Annotated in this window: 18 protein-coding genes; 9 read left to right on the top strand and 9 right to left on the bottom strand. The window is 63.0% G+C overall.

Features of this window, described 5'->3' with window-relative positions; genetic code table 11:
• Positions 1-10: 10 nt before the first annotated feature.
• From ACZ9A3_RS05960 to ACZ9A3_RS05935, 6 genes are read left to right on the top strand one after another with little or no spacing between them, the layout of a single operon-like run.
• A complete protein-coding gene (locus ACZ9A3_RS05960) occupies positions 11-2,926 on the top strand; it encodes a monovalent cation/H+ antiporter subunit A (RefSeq protein ID WP_213601946.1) in 2,916 nt (971 codons plus the stop codon).
• Positions 2,926-3,270: a Na+/H+ antiporter subunit C gene (locus tag ACZ9A3_RS05955; RefSeq protein WP_010224297.1), complete on the top strand. Its 345-nt coding sequence runs from the start codon at positions 2,926-2,928 to the stop codon at positions 3,268-3,270. The genes ACZ9A3_RS05960 and ACZ9A3_RS05955 overlap by 1 nt, the downstream gene beginning before the upstream one ends.
• Entirely contained in the window at positions 3,267-4,952 is a 1,686-nt protein-coding gene (locus tag ACZ9A3_RS05950; protein ID WP_476252226.1) for a monovalent cation/H+ antiporter subunit D, read from the top strand. The genes ACZ9A3_RS05955 and ACZ9A3_RS05950 overlap by 4 nt, the downstream gene beginning before the upstream one ends.
• On the top strand, positions 4,949-5,437 hold the full coding sequence (locus ACZ9A3_RS05945) for a Na+/H+ antiporter subunit E (protein ID WP_045202063.1): 489 nt from the start codon (positions 4,949-4,951) through the stop codon (positions 5,435-5,437). The genes ACZ9A3_RS05950 and ACZ9A3_RS05945 overlap by 4 nt, the downstream gene beginning before the upstream one ends.
• Complete coding sequence (locus ACZ9A3_RS05940) at positions 5,434-5,712, top strand: K+/H+ antiporter subunit F (RefSeq protein ID WP_038996132.1); 279 nt, start codon at positions 5,434-5,436, stop codon at positions 5,710-5,712. The genes ACZ9A3_RS05945 and ACZ9A3_RS05940 overlap by 4 nt, the downstream gene beginning before the upstream one ends.
• Positions 5,709-6,074 (top strand): Na+/H+ antiporter subunit G, encoded by a 366-nt coding sequence (locus ACZ9A3_RS05935; protein ID WP_045202065.1) that lies wholly within the window; start codon positions 5,709-5,711, stop codon positions 6,072-6,074. Before ACZ9A3_RS05940 ends, ACZ9A3_RS05935 begins: the two co-directional genes overlap by 4 nt.
• Before the next feature lie 2 nt (positions 6,075-6,076).
• Here ACZ9A3_RS05935 and ACZ9A3_RS05930 read toward each other — a convergent pair whose 3' ends face one another.
• Together ACZ9A3_RS05930 and ACZ9A3_RS05925 are read right to left on the bottom strand one after the other, a co-directional pair.
• A complete protein-coding gene (locus tag ACZ9A3_RS05930) occupies positions 6,077-6,283 on the bottom strand; it encodes a hypothetical protein (protein ID WP_045202068.1) in 207 nt (68 codons plus the stop codon).
• Positions 6,280-6,750, bottom strand: a complete 471-nt coding sequence (locus ACZ9A3_RS05925) for a hypothetical protein (RefSeq protein ID WP_045202070.1) — start codon at positions 6,748-6,750, stop codon at positions 6,280-6,282. The genes ACZ9A3_RS05930 and ACZ9A3_RS05925 overlap by 4 nt, the downstream gene beginning before the upstream one ends.
• A 319-nt stretch (positions 6,751-7,069) precedes the next feature.
• On the opposite strand from ACZ9A3_RS05925, the gene ACZ9A3_RS05920 reads away from it, so the two are divergent.
• On the top strand, positions 7,070-7,279 hold the full coding sequence (locus ACZ9A3_RS05920) for a hypothetical protein (RefSeq protein WP_045202071.1): 210 nt from the start codon (positions 7,070-7,072) through the stop codon (positions 7,277-7,279).
• Between the two features lie 12 nt (positions 7,280-7,291).
• Here ACZ9A3_RS05920 and ACZ9A3_RS05915 read toward each other — a convergent pair whose 3' ends face one another.
• The 7 genes from ACZ9A3_RS05915 to exaC form a co-directional block, all read right to left on the bottom strand.
• On the bottom strand, positions 7,292-7,507 hold the full coding sequence (locus tag ACZ9A3_RS05915) for a hypothetical protein (RefSeq protein ID WP_045202073.1): 216 nt from the start codon (positions 7,505-7,507) through the stop codon (positions 7,292-7,294).
• Positions 7,508-7,621: 114 nt separating this feature from the next.
• Entirely contained in the window at positions 7,622-8,842 is a 1,221-nt protein-coding gene (locus ACZ9A3_RS05910) for a methyl-accepting chemotaxis protein (RefSeq protein WP_408980582.1), read from the bottom strand.
• 543 nt (positions 8,843-9,385) lie between these two features.
• Complete coding sequence (locus ACZ9A3_RS05905) at positions 9,386-9,790, bottom strand: TraR/DksA family transcriptional regulator (RefSeq protein WP_045202077.1); 405 nt, start codon at positions 9,788-9,790, stop codon at positions 9,386-9,388.
• 283 nt (positions 9,791-10,073) lie between these two features.
• The gene (locus ACZ9A3_RS05900) at positions 10,074-11,741 is read right to left on the bottom strand and encodes a PAS domain-containing hybrid sensor histidine kinase/response regulator (protein ID WP_258597144.1); all 1,668 of its coding nucleotides are present in this window, start codon (positions 11,739-11,741) and stop codon (positions 10,074-10,076) included.
• Positions 11,725-12,888, bottom strand: a complete 1,164-nt coding sequence (gene ercA / locus ACZ9A3_RS05895; RefSeq protein WP_045202081.1) for an alcohol dehydrogenase-like regulatory protein ErcA — start codon at positions 12,886-12,888, stop codon at positions 11,725-11,727. The genes ACZ9A3_RS05900 and ercA overlap by 17 nt, the downstream gene beginning before the upstream one ends.
• Positions 12,889-13,012: 124 nt before the next feature.
• Positions 13,013-13,084 carry a pyrroloquinoline quinone precursor peptide PqqA gene (pqqA, locus tag ACZ9A3_RS05890; protein ID WP_009394664.1) on the bottom strand — a complete coding sequence of 24 codons (72 nt, stop codon included), beginning with the start codon at positions 13,082-13,084 and terminating at the stop codon, positions 13,013-13,015.
• 110 nt (positions 13,085-13,194) lie between these two features.
• Positions 13,195-14,715, bottom strand: a complete 1,521-nt coding sequence (gene exaC / locus ACZ9A3_RS05885; RefSeq protein ID WP_213601948.1) for an acetaldehyde dehydrogenase ExaC — start codon at positions 14,713-14,715, stop codon at positions 13,195-13,197.
• 202 nt (positions 14,716-14,917) lie between these two features.
• Here exaC and ACZ9A3_RS05880 point away from each other — a divergent pair, with 202 nt between their 5' ends.
• Both ACZ9A3_RS05880 and ACZ9A3_RS05875 read left to right on the top strand, forming a co-directional pair.
• Positions 14,918-15,358, top strand: a complete 441-nt coding sequence (locus ACZ9A3_RS05880; protein ID WP_476252225.1) for a hypothetical protein — start codon at positions 14,918-14,920, stop codon at positions 15,356-15,358.
• A gap of 30 nt (positions 15,359-15,388) precedes the next feature.
• The gene (locus tag ACZ9A3_RS05875) at positions 15,389-19,429 is read left to right on the top strand and encodes a hypothetical protein (RefSeq protein ID WP_476252224.1); all 4,041 of its coding nucleotides are present in this window, start codon (positions 15,389-15,391) and stop codon (positions 19,427-19,429) included.
• The last annotated feature ends 18 nt before the right edge of the window (positions 19,430-19,447 follow it).

Raw genomic sequence — 19,447 nt, 5'->3', positions numbered from 1 at the left:
TTAGAAATCTATGTCCTTGATAGTGCTACTGCTTCTGCCGTTCGTCGGCAGCTGCCTGGCGGCTGTCTTGCCGCACAACGCACGTAACAGCGAATCGCTGCTGGCCGGACTGGTCGCCCTGGTGGGCACTGTCCAGGTCGCTTTGATGTACCCGCAGATCGCCCATGGCGGCGTGATCCGTGAAGAATTCCTGTGGCTGCCGAGCCTGGGCCTGAACCTGGTCCTGCGCATGGACGGCTTCGCCTGGCTGTTCTCCTTGCTGGTGCTGGGCATCGGTACCCTGGTGTCGCTGTACGCGCGCTACTACATGTCGCCGCAAGACCCAGTACCGCGCTTCTTTGCCTTTTTCCTGGCGTTCATGGGTGCCATGCTCGGCCTGGTGATTTCCGGCAACCTGATCCAGATTGTATTCTTCTGGGAACTGACCAGCCTGTTCTCGTTCCTGTTGATCGGCTACTGGCACCATCGCGCCGACGCCCGCCGCGGTGCCTACATGGCCCTGATGGTCACCGGCGCGGGTGGCCTATGCCTGCTGGCGGGGGTACTGCTGCTCGGCCATGTGGTCGGCAGCTACGACCTGGACAAGGTCCTCGCTGCCGGTGAGCAGATTCGCAACCATGCCCTGTATCCCGTCCTGTTACCCCTGATCCTGCTCGGCGCGTTGAGCAAAAGCGCGCAATTCCCCTTCCACTTCTGGCTGCCCCATGCCATGGCGGCGCCCACCCCGGTCTCGGCCTACCTGCACTCGGCGACCATGGTCAAGGCCGGGGTATTCCTGCTGGCGCGGCTGTGGCCGGCGCTCTCCGGCACCGAGGAATGGTTCTGGATCGTCAGCGGCGCCGGCGCCGCCACCCTGGTGCTCGGCGCCTTTGCGGCGATGTTCCAGAACGACCTCAAGGGCCTGCTGGCCTATTCGACCATCAGCCACCTGGGCCTGATCACCCTGCTGCTGGGCCTGAACAGCCCGCTGGCAGCGGTCGCCGCGGTGTTTCACATCCTCAACCATGCCACCTTCAAGGCCTCGCTGTTCATGGCCGCAGGGATCATCGACCACGAAAGCGGCACCCGCGACATCCGCCGCCTCAGCGGTCTGTTCCGGCTCATTCCGTTCACCGCGACCCTGGCCATGGTCGCCAGCGCCGCGATGGCCGGGGTGCCGTTGATGAACGGCTTCCTGTCCAAAGAGATGTTCTTCGCCGAAACCGTATTCATCAGCTCCACCGCCTGGGTCGAAGCGGCCTTGCCGGTCATCGCCACCCTCGCCGGTACCTTCAGCGTTGCCTATGCCTTGCGCTTTACCGTCGACGTGTTCTTCGGCCCGCCGGCCACCGACCTGCCGCACACGCCCCACGAGCCGCCGCGCTGGATGCGCGCGCCGGTCGAATTGCTGGTGATGACCTGCCTGGTGGTCGGCATCTTCCCGGCGCAATCGGTCGGCCCGCTGCTGGCCGCTGCCGCTTTGCCGGTGGTGGGCGGCACCCTGCCCGAGTACAGCCTGGCGATCTGGCACGGCTGGAACGCGCCGCTGATCATGAGCCTGATCGCCATGAGCGGCGGCATCATCCTTTACCTGCTGCTGCGCAACCAGCTCAAGCTCGGGCGTTTCCCGTCGCCGCCGCTGATCGAGCGCTTCAACGGCAAGCGCCTGTTCGAACATGGCCAGGTGCTGATCATGCGCACCGCCCGGCGTTTCGAACGGGTGTTCACCACCCGGCGCCTGCAAAAGCAGCTGTTCATGCTGGTGCTGATCGCCCTGCTGGCCGGCCTGCTGCCGATGCTGCACAGCGGCCTGAGCTGGGGTGACCGGCCGAAGATCCCGGGCTCGGGTGTGTTCGTCATGCTCTGGCTGATCGCCATTGCCTGCGCCCTGGGCGCTGCCTGGCAGGCCAAGTACCACCGGCTGGCGGCGCTGACCATGGTCAGTGTCTGCGGCCTGATGACCTGCATTACCTTTGTCTGGTTCTCGGCCCCGGACCTGGCCCTGACCCAACTGGTGGTCGAGGTGGTCACCACGGTGCTGATCCTGCTCGGCCTGCGCTGGCTGCCACGGCGGATAGAAGGCGTCTCGCCGCTGCCGGGTACCCAGGAGCGCGCACGCCTGCGCCGCCTGCGCGACCTGCTGCTGGCGGTCGGCGTCGGTGGCGGCATGGCGCTGCTGTCCTATGCCATGCTGACCCGCCCGACCCCCAACGACATCTCCTCGTTCTACCTGAGCCGGGCCTTGCCCGAAGGTGGCGGCAGCAACGTGGTCAACGTTATGCTGGTGGACTTCCGCGGCTTCGATACCCTCGGCGAGATCACCGTGCTGGTGGCCGTGGCCCTGGCGGTGTTCGCCCTGCTGCGACGCTTCCGCCCGCCCAAGGAGAGCATGCAGTTGCCGGCGCAGCAGCGCCTGCTGGCCCCGGACGTGGTCACCGACCTGGTCAACCCGCGCCACGCGGCCGACACCGCGCTGGGTTTCATGATGGTGCCGGCGGCGCTGGTGCGCCTGCTGCTGCCGATCGCCCTGGTGGTGTCGATGTACCTGTTCATGCGCGGCCACAACCAGCCAGGCGGCGGTTTCGTCGCCGGCCTGGTAATGTCGGTGGCGTTCATCCTCCAGTACATGGTGGCCGGCACCCAGTGGGTCGAGGCGCAGATGAGCCTGCGACCGCTGCGCTGGATGGGCACCGGGCTGCTCTGCGCGACCCTCACCGGGGTTGGCGCGATGCTGCTCGGCTACCCGTTCCTGACCACCCACACCGCGCACCTGCATTTGCCATTGCTGGGTGACACCCACCTGGCCAGTGCGCTGTTCTTCGATATCGGCGTGTTCACCGTGGTGGTCGGTTCGACCCTGCTGATCCTCACCGCGCTGGCTCACCAGTCGGTGCGTGGTCATCGCCCGGGCAGCCAACAGAAACCCACTCAAGCAGGAGCCGCCTGATGGAAGAAGTCATTGCAATCGCCATTGGCGTGCTCGCCGCCTCCGGGGTCTGGCTGATCCTGCGGCCACGGACCTTCCAGGTGGTCATGGGCCTGTGCCTGCTGTCGTACGGGGTCAACCTGTTCATCTTCAGCATGGGCAGCCTGTTCATCGGCAAGGAGCCGATCATCAAGGACGGCGTGCCCCAGGATCTGCTCAACTACACCGACCCGCTGCCCCAGGCCCTGGTGCTCACCGCGATCGTCATCAGCTTCGCCATGACCGCACTGTTCCTGGTGGTGCTGCTGGCTTCGCGCGGCCTGACCGGGACCGACCATGTCGATGGCCGGGAGCCTAACGAATGAGTGCGATGACCCAACTGATCGTCGCGCCCATCCTGCTGCCGTTGCTGACCGCAGCGCTGATGCTGCTGCTCGGGGAAAAACGCCGGCCGCTCAAGGCGCGCATCAACCTGATCTCCAGCCTGCTCGGCCTGGGTATCGCCATCACCCTGTTGCTATGGGTGCAGGGTCAGGGCCAGGCCAGCTCGATTGGCGTCTACTTGCCCGGCAACTGGCCGGCGCCGTTCGGCATCGTGCTGGTGGTCGACCGTCTATCGGCCCTGATGCTGGTACTCACCGGCATCGTCGGGGTCAGCGCCCTGGTGTTCGCCATGGCCCGCTGGGACCGCGCCGGCGCCAGCTTCCACGCGCTGTTCCAGATCCAGCTGATGGGCCTGTATGGCGCCTTCCTGACCGCCGACCTGTTCAACCTGTTCGTGTTCTTTGAAGTGTTGCTGGCAGCCTCCTACGGCCTGATGCTGCATGGTTCGGGGCGCGCGCGGGTCAAGGCCGGCCTACACTACATCGCCATCAACCTGCTGGCCTCGTCACTGTTTTTGATTGGTGCGGCGATGCTCTACGGCGTCACCGGCACCCTGAACATGGCCGACCTGGCCCTGAAAATCCCGCTGGTACCAGAGGCCGATCGCGGCCTGCTACACGCCGGCGCGGCGATTCTGGCCACGGCGTTCCTGGCCAAGGCCGGGATCTGGCCACTGAACTTCTGGCTGGTGCCGGCATATTCGTCGGCCAGCGCACCGGTGGCCGCGCTGTTCGCGATCATGACCAAGGTCGGCTTCTATACCGTACTGCGCCTGTGGACCTTGCTGTTTTCCGGACAGGCCGGTGCTTCGGCGTTCTTTGGTGGCGACTGGCTGATCTACGGCGGCCTCGCCACCCTGGGCTGCGCGGCGGTATCGATACTGGCCGCGCAGCGCCTGGAGCGCATGGCCAGCCTGAGCATCCTGGTCTCGGCCGGCACCTTGCTGGCGGCCATCGGCTTCGGCCAGGCAACCCTGACCGCCGCCGCGCTGTTCTACCTGGTCAGCTCGACCCTGGCGCTGTGCGCGCTGTTTTTGCTGGCTGAGCTGATCGAGCGCTCGCGCTCGGCCAACGAGATTCCCCTGGATGATGAAGGCGACGGCCTGCCCTCGCCCGTCGAGTCGCTGCACCCACCCAAAGGCATCAACCTCGATGACGAACAGAAAGCGGTGATCGGCCAGGTGATCCCCTGGACCATGGCCTTCCTCGGCTTGAGCTTTATCGCCTGCGCCCTGCTGATCATCGGCATGCCGCCGCTGTCGGGCTTTATCGGCAAGCTCAGCCTGATCAGCGCACTGTTCAACCCGCAAGGGCTGGGTGTGGCGCCGGAGCAGCCGTTGAGTGTCGCCGGCTGGATGTTGGTGGCGTTGCTGGTGCTCTCCGGCATGGCTTCGCTGATCGCTATGACCCGCGTTGGCATCCAGCGTTTCTGGACCCCGCAGGAGCGCCCTTCGCCGCTGCTGCGCCGCTTTGAGTGCATCCCCATCGTGGTGCTGCTGGGCTTGTGCGTGCTGCTCAGCCTGCGCGCCGAGCCGCTGCTGCGCTACACCCAGGACACCGCCGCCAGCCTGCAGGACCCCGAGCAATACGTCAGCGCCGTGCTCGGCACCCGACCGATTCCGGGGCCGACCAGCCTGGCCGCCAGCACCGAGGTGCAGCCATGAAGCGCCTGTTCCCTGCCCCGCTGCTGTCGCTGTCGCTGTGCCTGCTGTGGCTGCTGCTGAACCTCTCGGTAAGCCCGGGCAACCTGCTGCTGGGCGCCCTGCTCGGCGTTGTTGCGCCGCTACTGATGGCGCCGCTGCGCCCGCTGCAGGTACGCATTCGCCGCCCGGGCACCATCGTGCGCCTGATCCTGCGGGTCGGCGTCGATGTGCTGGTGTCCAACCTGCAGGTCGCCCGCGGCGTGTGGTCGGCCAAGCGCCGTCCGCCGCGCTCGCGCTTCGTGCACATTCCCCTGGAACTGCGTGACGCCCACGGCCTGGCCGCTTTGTCGATGATCACCACGGTGGTCCCAGGGACCATCTGGTCGGAGCTGGCACTGGATCGCAGCGTGCTTTTGCTGCATGTGTTCGATCTGGATGACGAGGCGCAGTTCATCGAGCACTTCAAGCACACCTATGAACGCCCGCTGATGGAGATCTTCGAATGACTGGCCTGCTTGCCAATGCCATTCTCGCCAGCCTGTTCATCTTCGCCCTGGCCATGGCCCTTACCCTGTGGCGGCTGTTTCGCGGCCCTTCGGCGCAGGACCGGGTCCTGGCACTGGACTACCTGTATATCCTGGCCATGCTGATGATGCTGGTGCTGGGTATCCGCTACGCCAGCGACACCTATTTCGAAGGGGCACTGCTGATCGCGCTGTTCGGCTTTGTCGGCTCCTTCGCCCTGGCCAAATTCCTTCTGCGTGGCGAGGTGATCGAATGATCAATGCCAATGAACTGCCGTTGTGGGTCGAGGTGCTGGTGGCCGTGTTACTGCTACTCAGCAGCCTGTTCGCCCTGAGCGGTGCGGTCGGCCTGATTCGCCTGAAGGACTTCTTCCAGCGCATGCACCCACCAGCACTGGCCTCGACCCTGGGCGCCTGGTGCGTGGCCCTGGCCTCGATCCTGTACTTCTCGATGCTCAAGGAGTCACCGGTGCTGCATGCCTGGCTGATTCCGGTCCTGCTGTCGATCACCGTGCCGGTCACCACCCTGCTGCTGGCGCGCGCTGCATTGTTTCGCAAGCGCATGGCCGGGCATGATGTACCTGAAGAAGTCAGCAGTGGCCGCGACCGCGGCAACTGAACTCAGCCGCTGAGCTGCTGCAGCTCGCGGCGGACCATGGCGGCGTACTCGGGCGGGCTCAACTGGTAGAGCTGAGTGGCGACCCAGGCAAACCAGGCGCCTTGCAACTGCGGGCGCTGCGACAGCCACTGTTCGGCCAGGGCACGGGCCTGGGCCTGGTGCCGGGCATGAAAGTCGGCGCGGCTGGTGCGCTCGGCGGATGCGCTCACTCGCTGGCCTTGAAAGTGGTCAGCTCACCCTTCTGCCATTTGGCAACCTTGCGGGTCACGGCCTTGAGGGTCTTGCTCAAGCCTTCCTGCAACTGCTCGTGGGCGGCGAATACCAACACCACGCCCTGGCCTTCCTTGAAGACAATACCTTCGCCTTCAGGCACCGAGACAAAGGCATAGTCACCCAGGCCATACACCGTCAGTTTGATTTCGCGAAAACGGATTTCCAGCTTGCCACCTTCGCGGCTGGGCAACACTGCGGCGCGAAAATGATCGCCAACCTTGAGCTCCAGACGCTGCTTGTCATCCACCACCAATGCGGTTTCAGTATCGATCTCGGCCATGTACAGACCTTCCGCGTTTTGTTCGGTGACGTAAACAAAACGCGATTGAAACTGTTTGACCAGTTTCGCCCTGAGGTCGCCCAAAACGAACAGGGCATGTGTATCAAGATTGCTGACTGCCAAAGAAGAATTCCTCAAAAACCGATTACACGCCGCTCCCCCCGCAGGCTGTGAGGCAGCCGCAAGGCAACGGTACTTCAATTCGAAGTCTGAAAGACTAGTGGATTTGTGCATGAAAAGTCTGTGCAGACTGGCAAAGCAACCCGCAGGAATGTTTACCCATTACTGCAAGCTTTAGTCAGTTTGCAGATTTTCAGCAGATTTCCTTAAACGGAGACGCTTTTTCTGACAGCACTACCGCAACAAAAGTGCGATAGATGAGAGCAAGCCCTTTAGCAGGACGGGCTCCTGGAAATCATCCACAGAACACAGGGAAGCGAATATGCACGAAAACACCGAATTCCGTCGAGAGCCTAAAGGCGTTTCCTACAGAGAATATGCTGTTCACTCACACAACAGCACCCCGCGCTTCGTGGTAGTACCGGCCGGCATCGGCTTCTTTCACATCACCGAACAGGCCACCGGACGCGTCAGGGGCTTTCGCCGCGAGCATACCGAAGCCTGTGCCCTGGCCCGTCACCTGGAAAACTGACCGGCGCCTGGCTCAACCGGCCTGACGCGCAACGGCGGGCCGGTCATCCCCGTGCAACTGCTGCAGCCAGGCCGCCTGGCATTCCTGGGCTTCATTGCGGCTGGCGAAAGCCGTGCCTCGTCGTTCACCGTTGACCAGCACCACCCAGCACACGCGCTTGCCCAGCGCCTGTAGCGACGCAGGTACGCCGCTGCCAATCATCACTGCAACATCGACTTGGCTATTCATCATTCCCTCCGGAATTTATTAGCAACCTAACGATATGCGTATGATAAGACCTGGGCGCTCAGGGAAAAAGCTATCCCCGGCATAGCTGTTTTACATTGCAGGTAACAAAACCGCTCAACCCTGCTGCGGCCGGTAGCCCAGACGCAAGCCTCCCCAATGCCTGCCCTGCACCAGGATCGGTACCGACAGGTCGTGCATCAGTTCACCGGTATCGCGGGTATAGGTTTGCAACAACACCGGCTGTTGATGGCTGCCGCAGCGAATGCCGGTACGGTCGTCGAACTTGCGCTTGCTGCGATTGTGCGCGGTATCCAGGGCCGGGTCGCCGGTCAACGGCTGATTGAAGGCAGTGTTGTGGGTGGGCACATAGCCCTGCTGGGTACAGGCGATAGCAAACACCAGGCCCTCATGCAGCTTGAGCAACGGCTCCTGGATTGCCGGCAGGACCTGGTCGGTATAGTGATCAAAGCGGGTGCGAAAACGGGCCGGCGACGTGCCGGGGATTTGCTGGTAGTGGCGGTCGAACAAGTCCTCGAGACTGATGCGCCCTTGGGCAATATCGTTCTCAAACTGTTCGCCAATTCGCTGCGCGCCTTGACGGGCGAGGTCGTAAACACGCTGGTGATAGTCATCCAGGCCCACTTCGGCAAGACGCTCGCTGATGCTTTCAGCCTGCCCTTCCAGTTGCACTGCAGCCTGGGCCAGGCGCTGGGTTTGCTGGTCGCTGACCTGCAGGTCGCTGCGCATGCGCTCCACGGCCTCGAACAGGCTGTCCAGTTGCAGGCGGTTGGTCTCGGTGCCCTCGGCGATCTCGCCGATCTGCTGCTCGACCCCGGCAGCCAGCCCGGCAATGCTGTCCAGTTGCTCGCCGGTGTGTTCGACCTGGTCGACCCCGCTGTGCAGGTCATCGGACAGTTCGCGAATCTGCTCGACCACCTGCGCCGTACGCTGCTGGATATCGGCGACCATCTGCCCGACCTCTTCGGTAGCGCTGGCGGTGCGCCCGGCCAGGCCGCGGACCTCGTCGGCGACCACGGCAAAGCCACGCCCATGGTCACCCGCCCGGGCGGCTTCGATGGCAGCGTTGAGGGCCAGCAGATTGGTCTGGCTGGCGATGGTCTGGATGACCAGGGTAACCCGGGCAATGTCCTCGCTGCGCTGGTGCAGCGCCTCGATCAGTTCACGGCTGGCGGTAGCCCGCTCGCTCAGGTGATGCATGCGCTGGATCGACTCGGCCAGCACCGTGCGCCCGGCGGCGCTGCTTTCGTGAGCACTGCGGGCAGCGACCAGGGCCTGTTGGCTCAACTGCGAGGTGGCCTTCTCGGTGCCGATCATCACTTCGGCGCTGCTGACAATCTGCGCAGCGGCATCCAGTTGCGATTGCAGCTTGCCGGCCAACTGTTGCACCGAGAACGCCACTCCGGCCGCCGACAGTGCATTGTCGCTGGTGGTTCGGGCCAGGTCGCGGGTCAGCTCGGCCAGCGGCTCGCGGGTTTGCTGCACGACAATCGTCGCCTTGCGCAAGCGCGGTAGCCACAGCGCCAGCAAGGCCAGCGGCAGGCCGATATAGAACGAAAGCCCGGCAAACGCCATAGCTGCCAGCAACCCTGCCAGCACCAGGCTTTGCAAAACCGTATCTGACCACGGCGCAACGGCGAACGGCGCAGCTTGCCCTTCAACCACGGCGCCAGGCAGAGATCCTTCTCGCATCATGTTTTGGCTCCATCGCAGCACGTCTTGTTGTGCGGCCATTAAACGCCACTATTAGGCCATTAGCCATGCTTCCTTGGGTGTAAGACCGGTGCCCTTGATACAGGGCAAGAAAAGCAAAACCCCCGAAGATCGCTCTGCGGGGGTTTGCGGTGACACCTGCGCGGGTCAGGCCTGGCGCTGGTGCTTGTCGATCTGCTCGTGACGCTCTTGAGCTTCGATGCAGTACTTGGTGGTCGGGCTGATCAGCAGGCGCTTGAGGCCGATCGGCTCACCGCTGTCGTCGCACCAGCCGAAGCTCTCGTCAGCAATGCGGCCCAGGGCCATTTCCAGCTGCGGCAGCAGGCGCTGGTCACGGTCGATGGTATTGACCAACCAATGGCGCTCTTCTTCGACCGAGGCGGCATCGGCAGGATCGGCAGGCGTGTCCAGGCTTTCGATGGTTACACGGCTTTGCTCGATGCGCTCATGGATTTCGACCTTCATCTGCTGCAGCAGCGAGGTGAAGAAAGCCAGTTGCTCAGCGTTCATGTAGTCATCGGCCGGCATGGCCAGCAACTTTTCCTTTGTCATTGATTTCTCTATAAAAAATACGTGCATTAAGGCGAATCGGGTGCTCCTGGCGAACAGCTCGCCAGCAGCGGAATTCTTCAAGCACCATCCGGCACTCAATTTACAGGGGGCGGCAGTCTAAGGCCGAGATTCACACTGGGCAACAGAAATGACGGTGCAAATGACCGAAAAGGCCCTGCAGGCCCTCCCCCGGCGCTGGTTTATAACAAAAAAACCGCGGCGCAGGCGCTTTCCCGGGGACAAACGGTCATTCTCCGACAAAAACCTTGTAACAAAGATCCCCTCAACCGAGCAACTGGCTCAACACCGCGCGCAACTTGCCAGGCTTCACCGGCTTGTTCAGCAAGGGTGCGCCCAGGCGCTGCATGGCCCGGCGGCTCTGGTCGCTGCGGTCAGCGGTGATCATCACGGCAAAGATGCTGCAGGCGAAATGGCGACGCAAATCGCGCACCACCTCGCAACCGGTTACGCCGTGGTCCAGATGGAAATCTGCCAGGATCAGCTCCGGCGCCCGGCCGTCGAGCACCACCAGGGCGCTGGCATAGTCGCTGGCGGTAAGCACCTCGCAGCCCCATTGCTGCAGCAGCGCGGCCATGCTTTGCTGGATGCTCAGTTCATTGTCCAGAACCAAAAGCCGGCGCCCTGGCAATGGGTCGCCAACACTGGGCAGCACCAGCGTCGATGGCGGCAACTCACTGGGCTGCTCACTCGACAATGGCACATCGATGCTGAACACCGAGCCGCGTCCCGGCCATGAGCGGACCTGCACCGGGTAATCAAGAATGCGCGCGATCCGCTCGACAATCGCCAGCCCCAGCCCGACGCCTTTGCGATCAGCGGCGCGGCCAACATCCAGCTGGTTGAATTCAAGAAAGATCGACTGCAATCGATCGGCGGCAATGCCACGGCCGCTGTCCCAGACTTCCAGACGCAGGTACTCGCCCCGGCGCCGCGCGCCGAGCAGAATGCTTCCGTGCTCGGTGTAGCGGCAGGCATTGCTGAGGAAGTTGCGCAGGATCCGTGTGAGCAGGCGCAGGTCGGTGCGTACCGCCAGGCGCGCGCTGCGCAGGCGCAGGCTGAGCCCGGCGGCTTCGGCCACGGGCTGGAACTCCGAGGCCAGCGGCGCCAGCACTTCATCCAGGCGGTACAGCTCGAGGTCGGGCTTGATCGCCGCCTGGTCCAGCCGCGAGATATCCAGCAGGTCGGTGAGCAGGTCCTCCGCGCCTTCAAGGGCCTGGTGGGCACGCTCGACCAGTTGCTGTTCACTCTTCGCTAGCGATCGCTCGCGCAAGGTCGAGATCAGCAGCCGGGCGGCATTGAGCGGTTGCAGTAGGTCGTGGCTGGCCGCCGCCAGGTACTTGTCCTTGCTGCGATTGGCCGCCTGAGCGGCGTCGCGCGCTTCGATCAGCTCATTGGTGCGCTCGGCGACCCGCTGCTCGAGCTGGTCGTTAAGTTGCTGCAGGCGCGCCTGGGCCTGCTTGCGTTCGGTGATGTCGGCGACAAAGCCTTCGACCACGCCCTCTTCGTCGGGCCGCAGCAGCAGGTTCATCAGCACGTCGATATGGCTGCCATCTCGCCGGCGTAGCTGGGTCTCGTAGCCGATCAGCGCCTGCTCGCGCTGCAGTACCTGGGCGATGGCCAGCAGTTCATCCTGGCCGCCGGCGAACAGATGGCTGGCCAGGTCGTTGCGCGACAGCACCAGGGCCTGGGCGTCGACATACCCGAGCATGCGCGCCAGCGCCGGGTTGGCGGCGCGCATGCCATCTTCGAGGCTGGCCTGGAAGATACCGTGCACGGCGTGCTCGAACAGCCACTTGTAGCGATTGCGCTCGGCTTCCAGCTCTTCCAGGCGCACCGCCAGTTCCGGGTAATGACTCTTGCGTACGGTGTGGTTGCTCAGCCCCAGCAAACCGGCCAGGGCATCGCCCGCCGGTTCAAAGGGCCTCGCCATACACCACCTCGACGTCGCGCTGGCTGGAGCTGCGCGGGTTGGTGAGGATGCACGGGTCATCCATGGCGTGCTGGGACAGGAATGGAATATCACTGAGGCCAACGCCATGCAGGCCGAGAGTTTCATGAAAGCCCACGGCGCGCTTGAGGGCGATCAGGTGCTCGACCAGACGCTGGCTGATCTGCTTGTGGCTCAGGCCCCGGCAATCGATGCCCAGGGTTTGCGCAATCACCTTGAACCGCTCTGGCGCGGCGCTGTAGTTGAACGCCACCACATGCTCGACCAGCACCGCATTGCACAGCCCATGGGGCAAGTCGAGAAAGCCGCCCAGGCTGTGGGACATGGCATGCACGGCACCGAGAATCGCGTTAGAGAACGCCAGCCCCGCCTGCATGCTGCCGAGCATGATCTTCTCGCGCAGGGCGATGTCGTCGGGGTTGGCGATCATCTGTACCAGGTTGCCGTCGATCAGGCGCATGGCCTCCAGCGCATGGGGGTCGGTCAGCGGCCCGTGACCGGTCGAGACGAACGCCTCGATGGCATGCACCAGGGCATCGATGCCGGTACAGGCGGAGAGGAACGGGTCCATGCTCAGGGTGGTCTCAGGATCGATCAACGACACATCCGGCACCACCGCTTTGCTGACGATGGAAAACTTCATGCGTTCCTGCTGGTTGGAGATGATCACGAACTGGGAAACGTCGGCGGAGGTACCGGCGGTGGTCGGGATCAGGATCAGCGGCGGGCTTGGCACGCGAATGGTGTCGACCCCTTCGAACTCGAGAATGTGCCGGCCATGGGCAACCACGATGCCGATGCCCTTGGCGCAATCCATCGGGCTGCCGCCACCGACGGCGACGATCACGTCGCACTGTTCGCTGCGGTAGCGCTCGGCGCCGGCCATTACCTCTTCAACCCGCGGGTTGGGGGATACCTCGGTGTACAGGCAGTAATCGATGCCCAGGCCCTGCAGGCTGGCTTCGATATCGCCGACCCAGCCGGCGGCGATCACGCCGGGGTCACTGACCAGCAGGACCTTGCGCGCGCCGAAGGTCTTGGCGTAGTTGGCGACATGATGCCGGCAACCGGCGCCGAAGATGATTTCCGGGGAGACGAACTTGCGCAACTGGCTCAGCTTCGGGCTCATGGGACGCCTCTGTTCTTGTTGTAATAGCGCCAGCCTAAAGCATCCCGCATCGATTGCAATCAGACCATCGGCGGGCAGAAACAGGAGCGCCGACCGCTGCAAGCAGCGACCGGCGCAAGAGGGATCAGCGATTGGCGAAGTACATGGTCACTTCAAAACCGATACGCAGATCAGTGAACGCAGGCTTTTTCCACATAGGTCCATCCTCTTCTGGCACCACAGGATTGCGGTGCACCTATTAATACACCGTTGCCGGTGCGGGTCGAATGCTACTTTGGAAGCGTTTCTTTCAGCCTATCCGGGCCCTCAGAAGAACCCCAGCGGGTTGACGTCGTAACTGACCAGCAGGTTTTTGGTCTGCTGGTAATGGTCGAGCATCATCTTGTGGGTCTCGCGGCCGACCCCGGATTTCTTGTAGCCACCGAACGCGGCGTGGGCCGGGTACAGGTGGTAGCAGTTGGTCCACACGCGCCCGGCCTTGATGCCCCGGCCCATGCGGTAGGCGCGGTTGATGTCGCGGGTCCAGACCCCGGCGCCCAGGCCGAACTCGGTGTCGTTGGCAATTGCCAGTGCCTCGGCTTCGTCCTTGAAGGTGGTCACGCCGACCACCGGGCCGAAGATTTCTTCCTGGAACACGCGCATCTGGTTGTGGCCTTTAAGCAAGGTCGGCTGGATGTAATAGCCGCTGGCAAGGTCGCCACCCAGGCGCTCACAGTCACCGCCGGTCAGCACCTGGGCGCCCTCTTCGCGGGCGATCTGCAGGTAGGAGAGAATCTTGTCGTATTGCTGCTCGGATGCCTGGGCGCCGACCATGGTCTCGGTGTCCAGCGGGTTGCCGCGCTTGATCTGGCTGATCTTTTTCAGGACCTGGGCCATGAACGGCTCGTAGATCGACTCCTGGATCAACGCCCGCGATGGGCAGGTGCACACTTCGCCCTGGTTGAAAAACGCCAGCACCAGGCCTTCGGCGGCTTTCTCGATGAAGGCCGGCTCGGCCTGCATGATGTCTTCGAAGAAGATGTTCGGCGACTTGCCGCCCAGCTCGACGGTCGACGGAATGATGTTCTCGGCGGCGCATTTCATGATGTGCGAACCGACCGGGGTGGAGCCGGTGAAAGCAATCTTGGCGATACGCTTGCTGGTGGCCAGGGCTTCACCGGCTTCGCGGCCCAAGCCATGAACGATGTTGAGCACGCCTGCCGGCAGCAGGTCACCGACCAGTTCGGCGAACACGGTAATCGACAGCGGCGTCTGCTCGGCCGGCTTGAGCACCACGCAGTTGCCGGCGGCCAGGGCCGGGGCGAGTTTCCAGGCGGCCATCAGCAGCGGGAAGTTCCATGGAATGATCTGCCCGACGACCCCGAGCGGCTCATGAAAATGGTAGGCCGCGGTGTGCTCGTTGATCTCGGCGGCACTGCCTTCCTGGGCGCGGATGCAGCCGGCGAAGTAACGGAAGTGGTCGGCGGCCAGTGGCACGTCGGCATTCAGGGTTTCGCGGATGGCCTTGCCGTTGTCCCAGGTTTCACTCAGGGCCAGCACTTCGAGGTGCTGCTCGATGCGATCGGCGATTTTCAACAGGATGCGCGAACGTTCCTGCACCGAGGTGCGGCCCCAGGCAGCGGCGGCGCCATGGGCGGCGTCCAGCGCCAGGTCGATGTCGGCCGCGCCCGAGCGCGGGAACTCTGCAATCGTCTGGCCATTGACCGGCGAACCGTTGTTGAAGTACTGGCCGGTCAGCGGCGCGACGAATTCGCCGCCGATGTAGTTACCGTAAACGGCCTTGAAGCTGATCAGGGCATCAGCGGTGCCAGGGGCTGCGTAGATCATCGGGACCTCATGTGCGGTGCGGGCCTGTCGGCATGACAGGCAGCTGGCTCGATGGTAAGCAGGCGCACGGCAGGCGCGAATCGGCCCTTGGCAGGTACCGTCTCGTCAATTGGTAGTAACGCCTGGGTGCTACCCGAATACCGCCTGCTCATGCGTGTGCGCAGGTCATATGGAGCCTCCCTTTTTTTGGAAGCCTCGCCAGATGACCGCCTCGTCCCCCCATCAGTCCATCGCCGAACAGGCCACCTTGAGCTGCGCGGTAGCCAAGCGTTTCGTCAAGCGCCCCGCCCTGCTCGAAGTGGCCGGGCAGCTTCTGCTTGAGCATTGGGACCAGCGGGGGCTGTCACTGCAGCACAACCCGCTGACGCTTTATCTGATCAGCCAGCACGGCGCGCAGGTGCATATCCGCCAGTTGCCGCAAGTGCTGATCGAGCGCTATTGCCTGGGCAGTACCTTGAACCTGGACAGCAACGAAGATTGTCTGAGCCGGTATCCTCAACAAGGCCACGACGCACTGCTCGATGTCGACCTGCACGCCCTAGAGCTGCTGATCAACGAGTGTGGCCCGTTGATCCTTGAAGCCTTCCTGCAGGCGCTGGTCGAGTTCTGGAGCCAGAGTGACGAGCGCGGTGAAACACCCTAGGGCTGGTATGCCGGCTACCTGCAAAGGCTGATGAAAGACGCTATCGAGATAGCCCTGAGCGCCGGCACGCTGAGCGCCGACCAAGCGGCGAGCGCCGGGGTCGTTACCGCGTTTCCAACTGCGCAACAACGCAGCAGCTACGCCAACCTGCAGGGCTACAGCGTCCAGCAACTGACAGTCGACCTGACCTCGGCCCAGGTCATTGATGCCGACCTGTCCAGCGCTTTACTGATCGAGGATTTCCCCGACCCACCAAAGCCTCAAGTGACGGTCCTGTTTACCCTGGTAGGTGCGCTGGCGCCCTTCGAGTCCCCCCAGGGCTTGCTCGACATGCTCGCCAGAAGCTGGCCACGATCGTTGCTTAGCGCAGCGCCACCCACGCAATTCACCCCGACAAGCACCTCGGCGTTCGAAGTTCAGGCAGGCGGATTTCTCAAGCAACAATTGCGCTTGATCGAAATCATCGCCCTGGCTTCAAGAACCCATGAGCAAGCGCAAGCACTCAATGCCACCCTTGATCGCTCCACCTCGATGCTGGACCTGTGTACGGCCGAGGAACTGGAACGCCAGAACAAGATCGCGCTTGTGCTGCCGACCTGGCTGCTCGACAGTGAACTGGCCATTCGCTACAGCACCTTGTTGATCGATCAGGCCCAATCACACAAAACTGCTGGCGGCAAAACCTGGCGCGATGATATCGATACCGCCGAAGCATTCGCCTGCAAGGTCCTGGACGCGAGGATCGCGCAGGATCACCCCGGCGCAGGCTTTAACGCCGAGGACGTGTTGATCAGCAATCGCCAGGTCATCGCCAGCGCCATCCCCGGGCAGGGCAGCCTGATCACCGATGGCGCCATCAAGGTCGTCAGCTTTTCCCTTGCACAGCTGGCCATCGACAACCTCGGCGTGTTGGCAGCAGGCACCGTGCGCGTGCACCTGGTCAACGGTGCCCAACTGCCGGAGTGGATGAACGAGCACTATGTTCGATCCCTGGTACGTGAACTGGATATGGGTGCGATGTATCCGCAGACCTTGCAACAGCAGCTTCTGGATGAACCTGCGCAGTTTCAAACCAGGCGAACGCTGTTCTGCACACAGCTAAAAACCCAGCTACCGCTGCTGGCGCTGGAGCTGCATCTGCGTGACAAGCGTCTGAGCCTGGCCGCGTGCCAGGCGGTGGATGCGCTGTTTGGCCTGGCAGAGCCGGGCATTTGGGTGCTGCGCCCCATGGCCCTGTTGCGCTCAACCGGTGCTACGGGCGATACATTGCTCAATGCCTGGCTGATCGAAACGAGTGACGTCAGGCAGGGCCCCTGCGTGCTTTATCGCCCATTGCATAGCGAACCGTTGCTGGAGTTTCACGACCGGATTGCTCTGTTCGATGCCTTCGCCAGCAGCGGCCCATTGCAGGATGACCTGCTCGAGCGCCTGCCCGAACATACGCGCCCGATCTATGCCAATGGCGGCCTGCGTGAACCGCATATCCACCGCTTTGTTCCCGGCGCCGAGTTCGAACGGCTGCAGACACCGGCACCTGCCCGTCTGGATATGGCCCTGGCCAAAGGCACAGTACACCAGCTGATCTACCAGGCCAGCGCCCGGGAGCTGGTCGAACGGGCCAGGCGCCACTCGACCAGCAGCGCACAGTCGCGCTGGGACGCCTGGAAGCAACTGGGATGGTTGATGTTCAACACCTTACTGCCCTTGTTCGAGGGTGGCGTCGCCAAGGTTGCCTGGATGATCCAGGTCATCGACAGTGCCAAGCGCCTGCTCGAGAGCGATGAAAAGGCCAGCCCCGGCAAGCATCGCCAAGCGTTCGCCGACTTGCTGGTCAACATCGCCATGGTCCTTTTCGTGCACGCCACCCGCCGCCTGGGCATCAAACCCGAGACGCCGGCGCACCCTGGCGATGGGCCAAAGCCGGTCAGAGTTCCCAGCACCCAGGTACTGCCGGCGCCACAGGCCGAACTGAACTTCAGTTGGGCACGTCCCGACCACCAGCTGACGACGCAACAAAAACTCCAGCTTGAGCGCCTGGCCAGCCCGCTGGCACCCTCCATGCTCGGTAGCCCCATTGCCAACGGCGCACTGCAGGGCCTTTACCTGCACAACGAGCAACTGTACTTCGCCCAGGGTACTCACGCCTACCCCGTGCAATACGATGCCGGCGTCAAGCAGCCTCGCATCGTTAGCGGACCATGGCTGAGAAGAGACGAAGCCCGGCGCTGGACGCTGGATCTGCGTTTGCGCCTGCGCGGTGGCCAGCCGCTGCGCAATCGCCTCACGTCTGCCGACCTGCAGCAGTCGATCGACAACCTGGATGAGACATTACGCACCCAGCAAAGCGCCGCCCTGGCCAGCCAACAGCGGCTGCACAATTTTGCCCGGCAGATCAGCGACGACACTGACCCGCGCATCCTGCAAGGCTACCTGGACAAGATGGAAGCGCTGTCACAGGACTTTGAACAACACCTGCGGACACTGCACGAGCGCAATGAAAAGCGCCCGCTCAATCAATACAAAACCCTGCGGGCAAAAGCCCTGTTTGAACGGGCGCGTTGCGAACTGTCCGTGATTGCGACCCTGGGCAAACTGTACAAACCGTTGCGCCAGCACTTTGTCCAGACGGTGAAAGACGCCGAAGGCGCCTTGCCTGATGCAGGTACGCACGAACATTCATTGCAAACCAGCCTGCTCGACCAGGTTGATCCCTTGATCGGCAAGTTGATCGACCATCACCAAACCCTTACCGCCACCCGCGAGCATCTGCACAAGCTGTCCAGCATTCGCCAACCCACAATCCAGGTGATGGAACTGAGCCTCGACGAACCAGCCATCCGCCCCGCATCGCGGCTGTATTGGTACACCCTGCGCAGCGAAGTGCTGAGTAATCGCTTGCGGCTGGTGGAGACAGACGAAGACTCCAGCGAAAGCGATTACTGGCTCGAGCACAGTTGGCGCAATATCGAGCAGGGCATGCTGCAACGCATGAACTTGCTGGCACTGAGCCGCGAGGAGATAGAAGTTCATGCCCGGGTGCTGGACAACATCCAGCGCCACTTCGATACCGCGCTGCGCCAGCTGGGTAACCTGAAGAGTTTGCTGCCCGGGCAGCAAGCCGCCAATAGCCTGGTGTCCAGGCTCGAAACCGACATGGCACTGATGCTCAAGGAAACCCGCGCCGACCTTGCCGAATACCCGCAGCCACTGCTTGAGCGCAGCAGCCTGCGTCAATTGCACCGGCAAGTGCCGGGGCTGATCGAAACCCGCGATGAAGGCGTGCTGCTGGGGCAACAGCGGCGCAACAGTGAAGGTATCGTCGACATTCACAACCCGCAGGATGACAGCGTCCGCGCGTCCTACCGAGAAGACCCGCAGACAGGTAGCTGGGAGCCCTTGGCTGTCGAACAAGCGCTACTGCCACAGGTCGCAGACGCCGAGCTGAGCGCTTTGCTGAGGGAAGGCATGCGCCTTGCGGCACTCGCCAGGCAAGACATCCAGCGCCTCAAGCGCCAGGGTAAAAGCACCTACCTGCCGGTCGAGATTGAGGAGATCGCCGAACGCCGACAACGGTCACTGCTCGCTCAGCGTCAAGCCATCGAACGCGCCCTGACCCAAAGCAACCAGACCGATCAGGCCGCCGACAACACCGATGCTGCCTTGCAGATCAAGTTGCTGGATGACGTCGCCAATGAACTGTTGCAGACCGGCGCGCAACTGAGGACAGAGGCGGCCCTGGCGCAAGCGCCGAGCATGCGCGAACTGGAGTACCTGCTGGGCAAGGGCCAGGTGAAACTCAAGCGCCTGGTCAGGCGCAAGCCGCTGGCCAGCACCCGGGACTGGGCTCAGGATTACCTGGATGAATACGTGGTGCTGCACGCCAACAAACCCTTGTGGTATGCGCACTTTCACTACGCGGCCGAAAACACCGCAATCGACGACTTCAAGGCCGCACACCTGAAGCTTGCCAGTCAGCGCTATGACCGCGGGCAGTTCGTCGAAAGCAACAAGCTGGTGCACCGCGGGCCGATAAGCCTGGCGGCGGCCCGGCAATGGTTCTTCAAGGAGTGATGCAGTAAAAAACGGGCG

Source organism: Pseudomonas sp. TE4620, from assembly GCF_056279045.1.
This window is presented reverse-complemented; position numbering and strand designations above follow the sequence as displayed.

Coding starts and splice junctions, on each gene's coding strand:
- ercA (WP_045202081.1), bottom strand. CDS start 12,888: ATGAGCCCGAAGCTGAGCCAGTTGCGCAAGTTCGTCTCCCCGGAAATC.
- ACZ9A3_RS05915 (WP_045202073.1), bottom strand. CDS start 7,507: ATGAATAGCCAAGTCGATGTTGCAGTGATGATTGGCAGCGGCGTACCT.
- ACZ9A3_RS05900 (WP_258597144.1), bottom strand. CDS start 11,741: ATGGCGAGGCCCTTTGAACCGGCGGGCGATGCCCTGGCCGGTTTGCTG.
- ACZ9A3_RS05945 (WP_045202063.1), top strand. CDS start 4,949: ATGAAGCGCCTGTTCCCTGCCCCGCTGCTGTCGCTGTCGCTGTGCCTG.
- exaC (WP_213601948.1), bottom strand. CDS start 14,715: ATGATCTACGCAGCCCCTGGCACCGCTGATGCCCTGATCAGCTTCAAG.
- ACZ9A3_RS05875 (WP_476252224.1), top strand. CDS start 15,389: ATGAAAGACGCTATCGAGATAGCCCTGAGCGCCGGCACGCTGAGCGCC.
- ACZ9A3_RS05950 (WP_476252226.1), top strand. CDS start 3,267: ATGAGTGCGATGACCCAACTGATCGTCGCGCCCATCCTGCTGCCGTTG.
- ACZ9A3_RS05920 (WP_045202071.1), top strand. CDS start 7,070: ATGCACGAAAACACCGAATTCCGTCGAGAGCCTAAAGGCGTTTCCTAC.
- ACZ9A3_RS05905 (WP_045202077.1), bottom strand. CDS start 9,790: ATGACAAAGGAAAAGTTGCTGGCCATGCCGGCCGATGACTACATGAAC.
- ACZ9A3_RS05935 (WP_045202065.1), top strand. CDS start 5,709: ATGATCAATGCCAATGAACTGCCGTTGTGGGTCGAGGTGCTGGTGGCC.
- ACZ9A3_RS05880 (WP_476252225.1), top strand. CDS start 14,918: ATGACCGCCTCGTCCCCCCATCAGTCCATCGCCGAACAGGCCACCTTG.
- ACZ9A3_RS05910 (WP_408980582.1), bottom strand. CDS start 8,842: ATGATCGGCACCGAGAAGGCCACCTCGCAGTTGAGCCAACAGGCCCTG.
- ACZ9A3_RS05955 (WP_010224297.1), top strand. CDS start 2,926: ATGGAAGAAGTCATTGCAATCGCCATTGGCGTGCTCGCCGCCTCCGGG.
- ACZ9A3_RS05960 (WP_213601946.1), top strand. CDS start 11: ATGTCCTTGATAGTGCTACTGCTTCTGCCGTTCGTCGGCAGCTGCCTG.
- ACZ9A3_RS05940 (WP_038996132.1), top strand. CDS start 5,434: ATGACTGGCCTGCTTGCCAATGCCATTCTCGCCAGCCTGTTCATCTTC.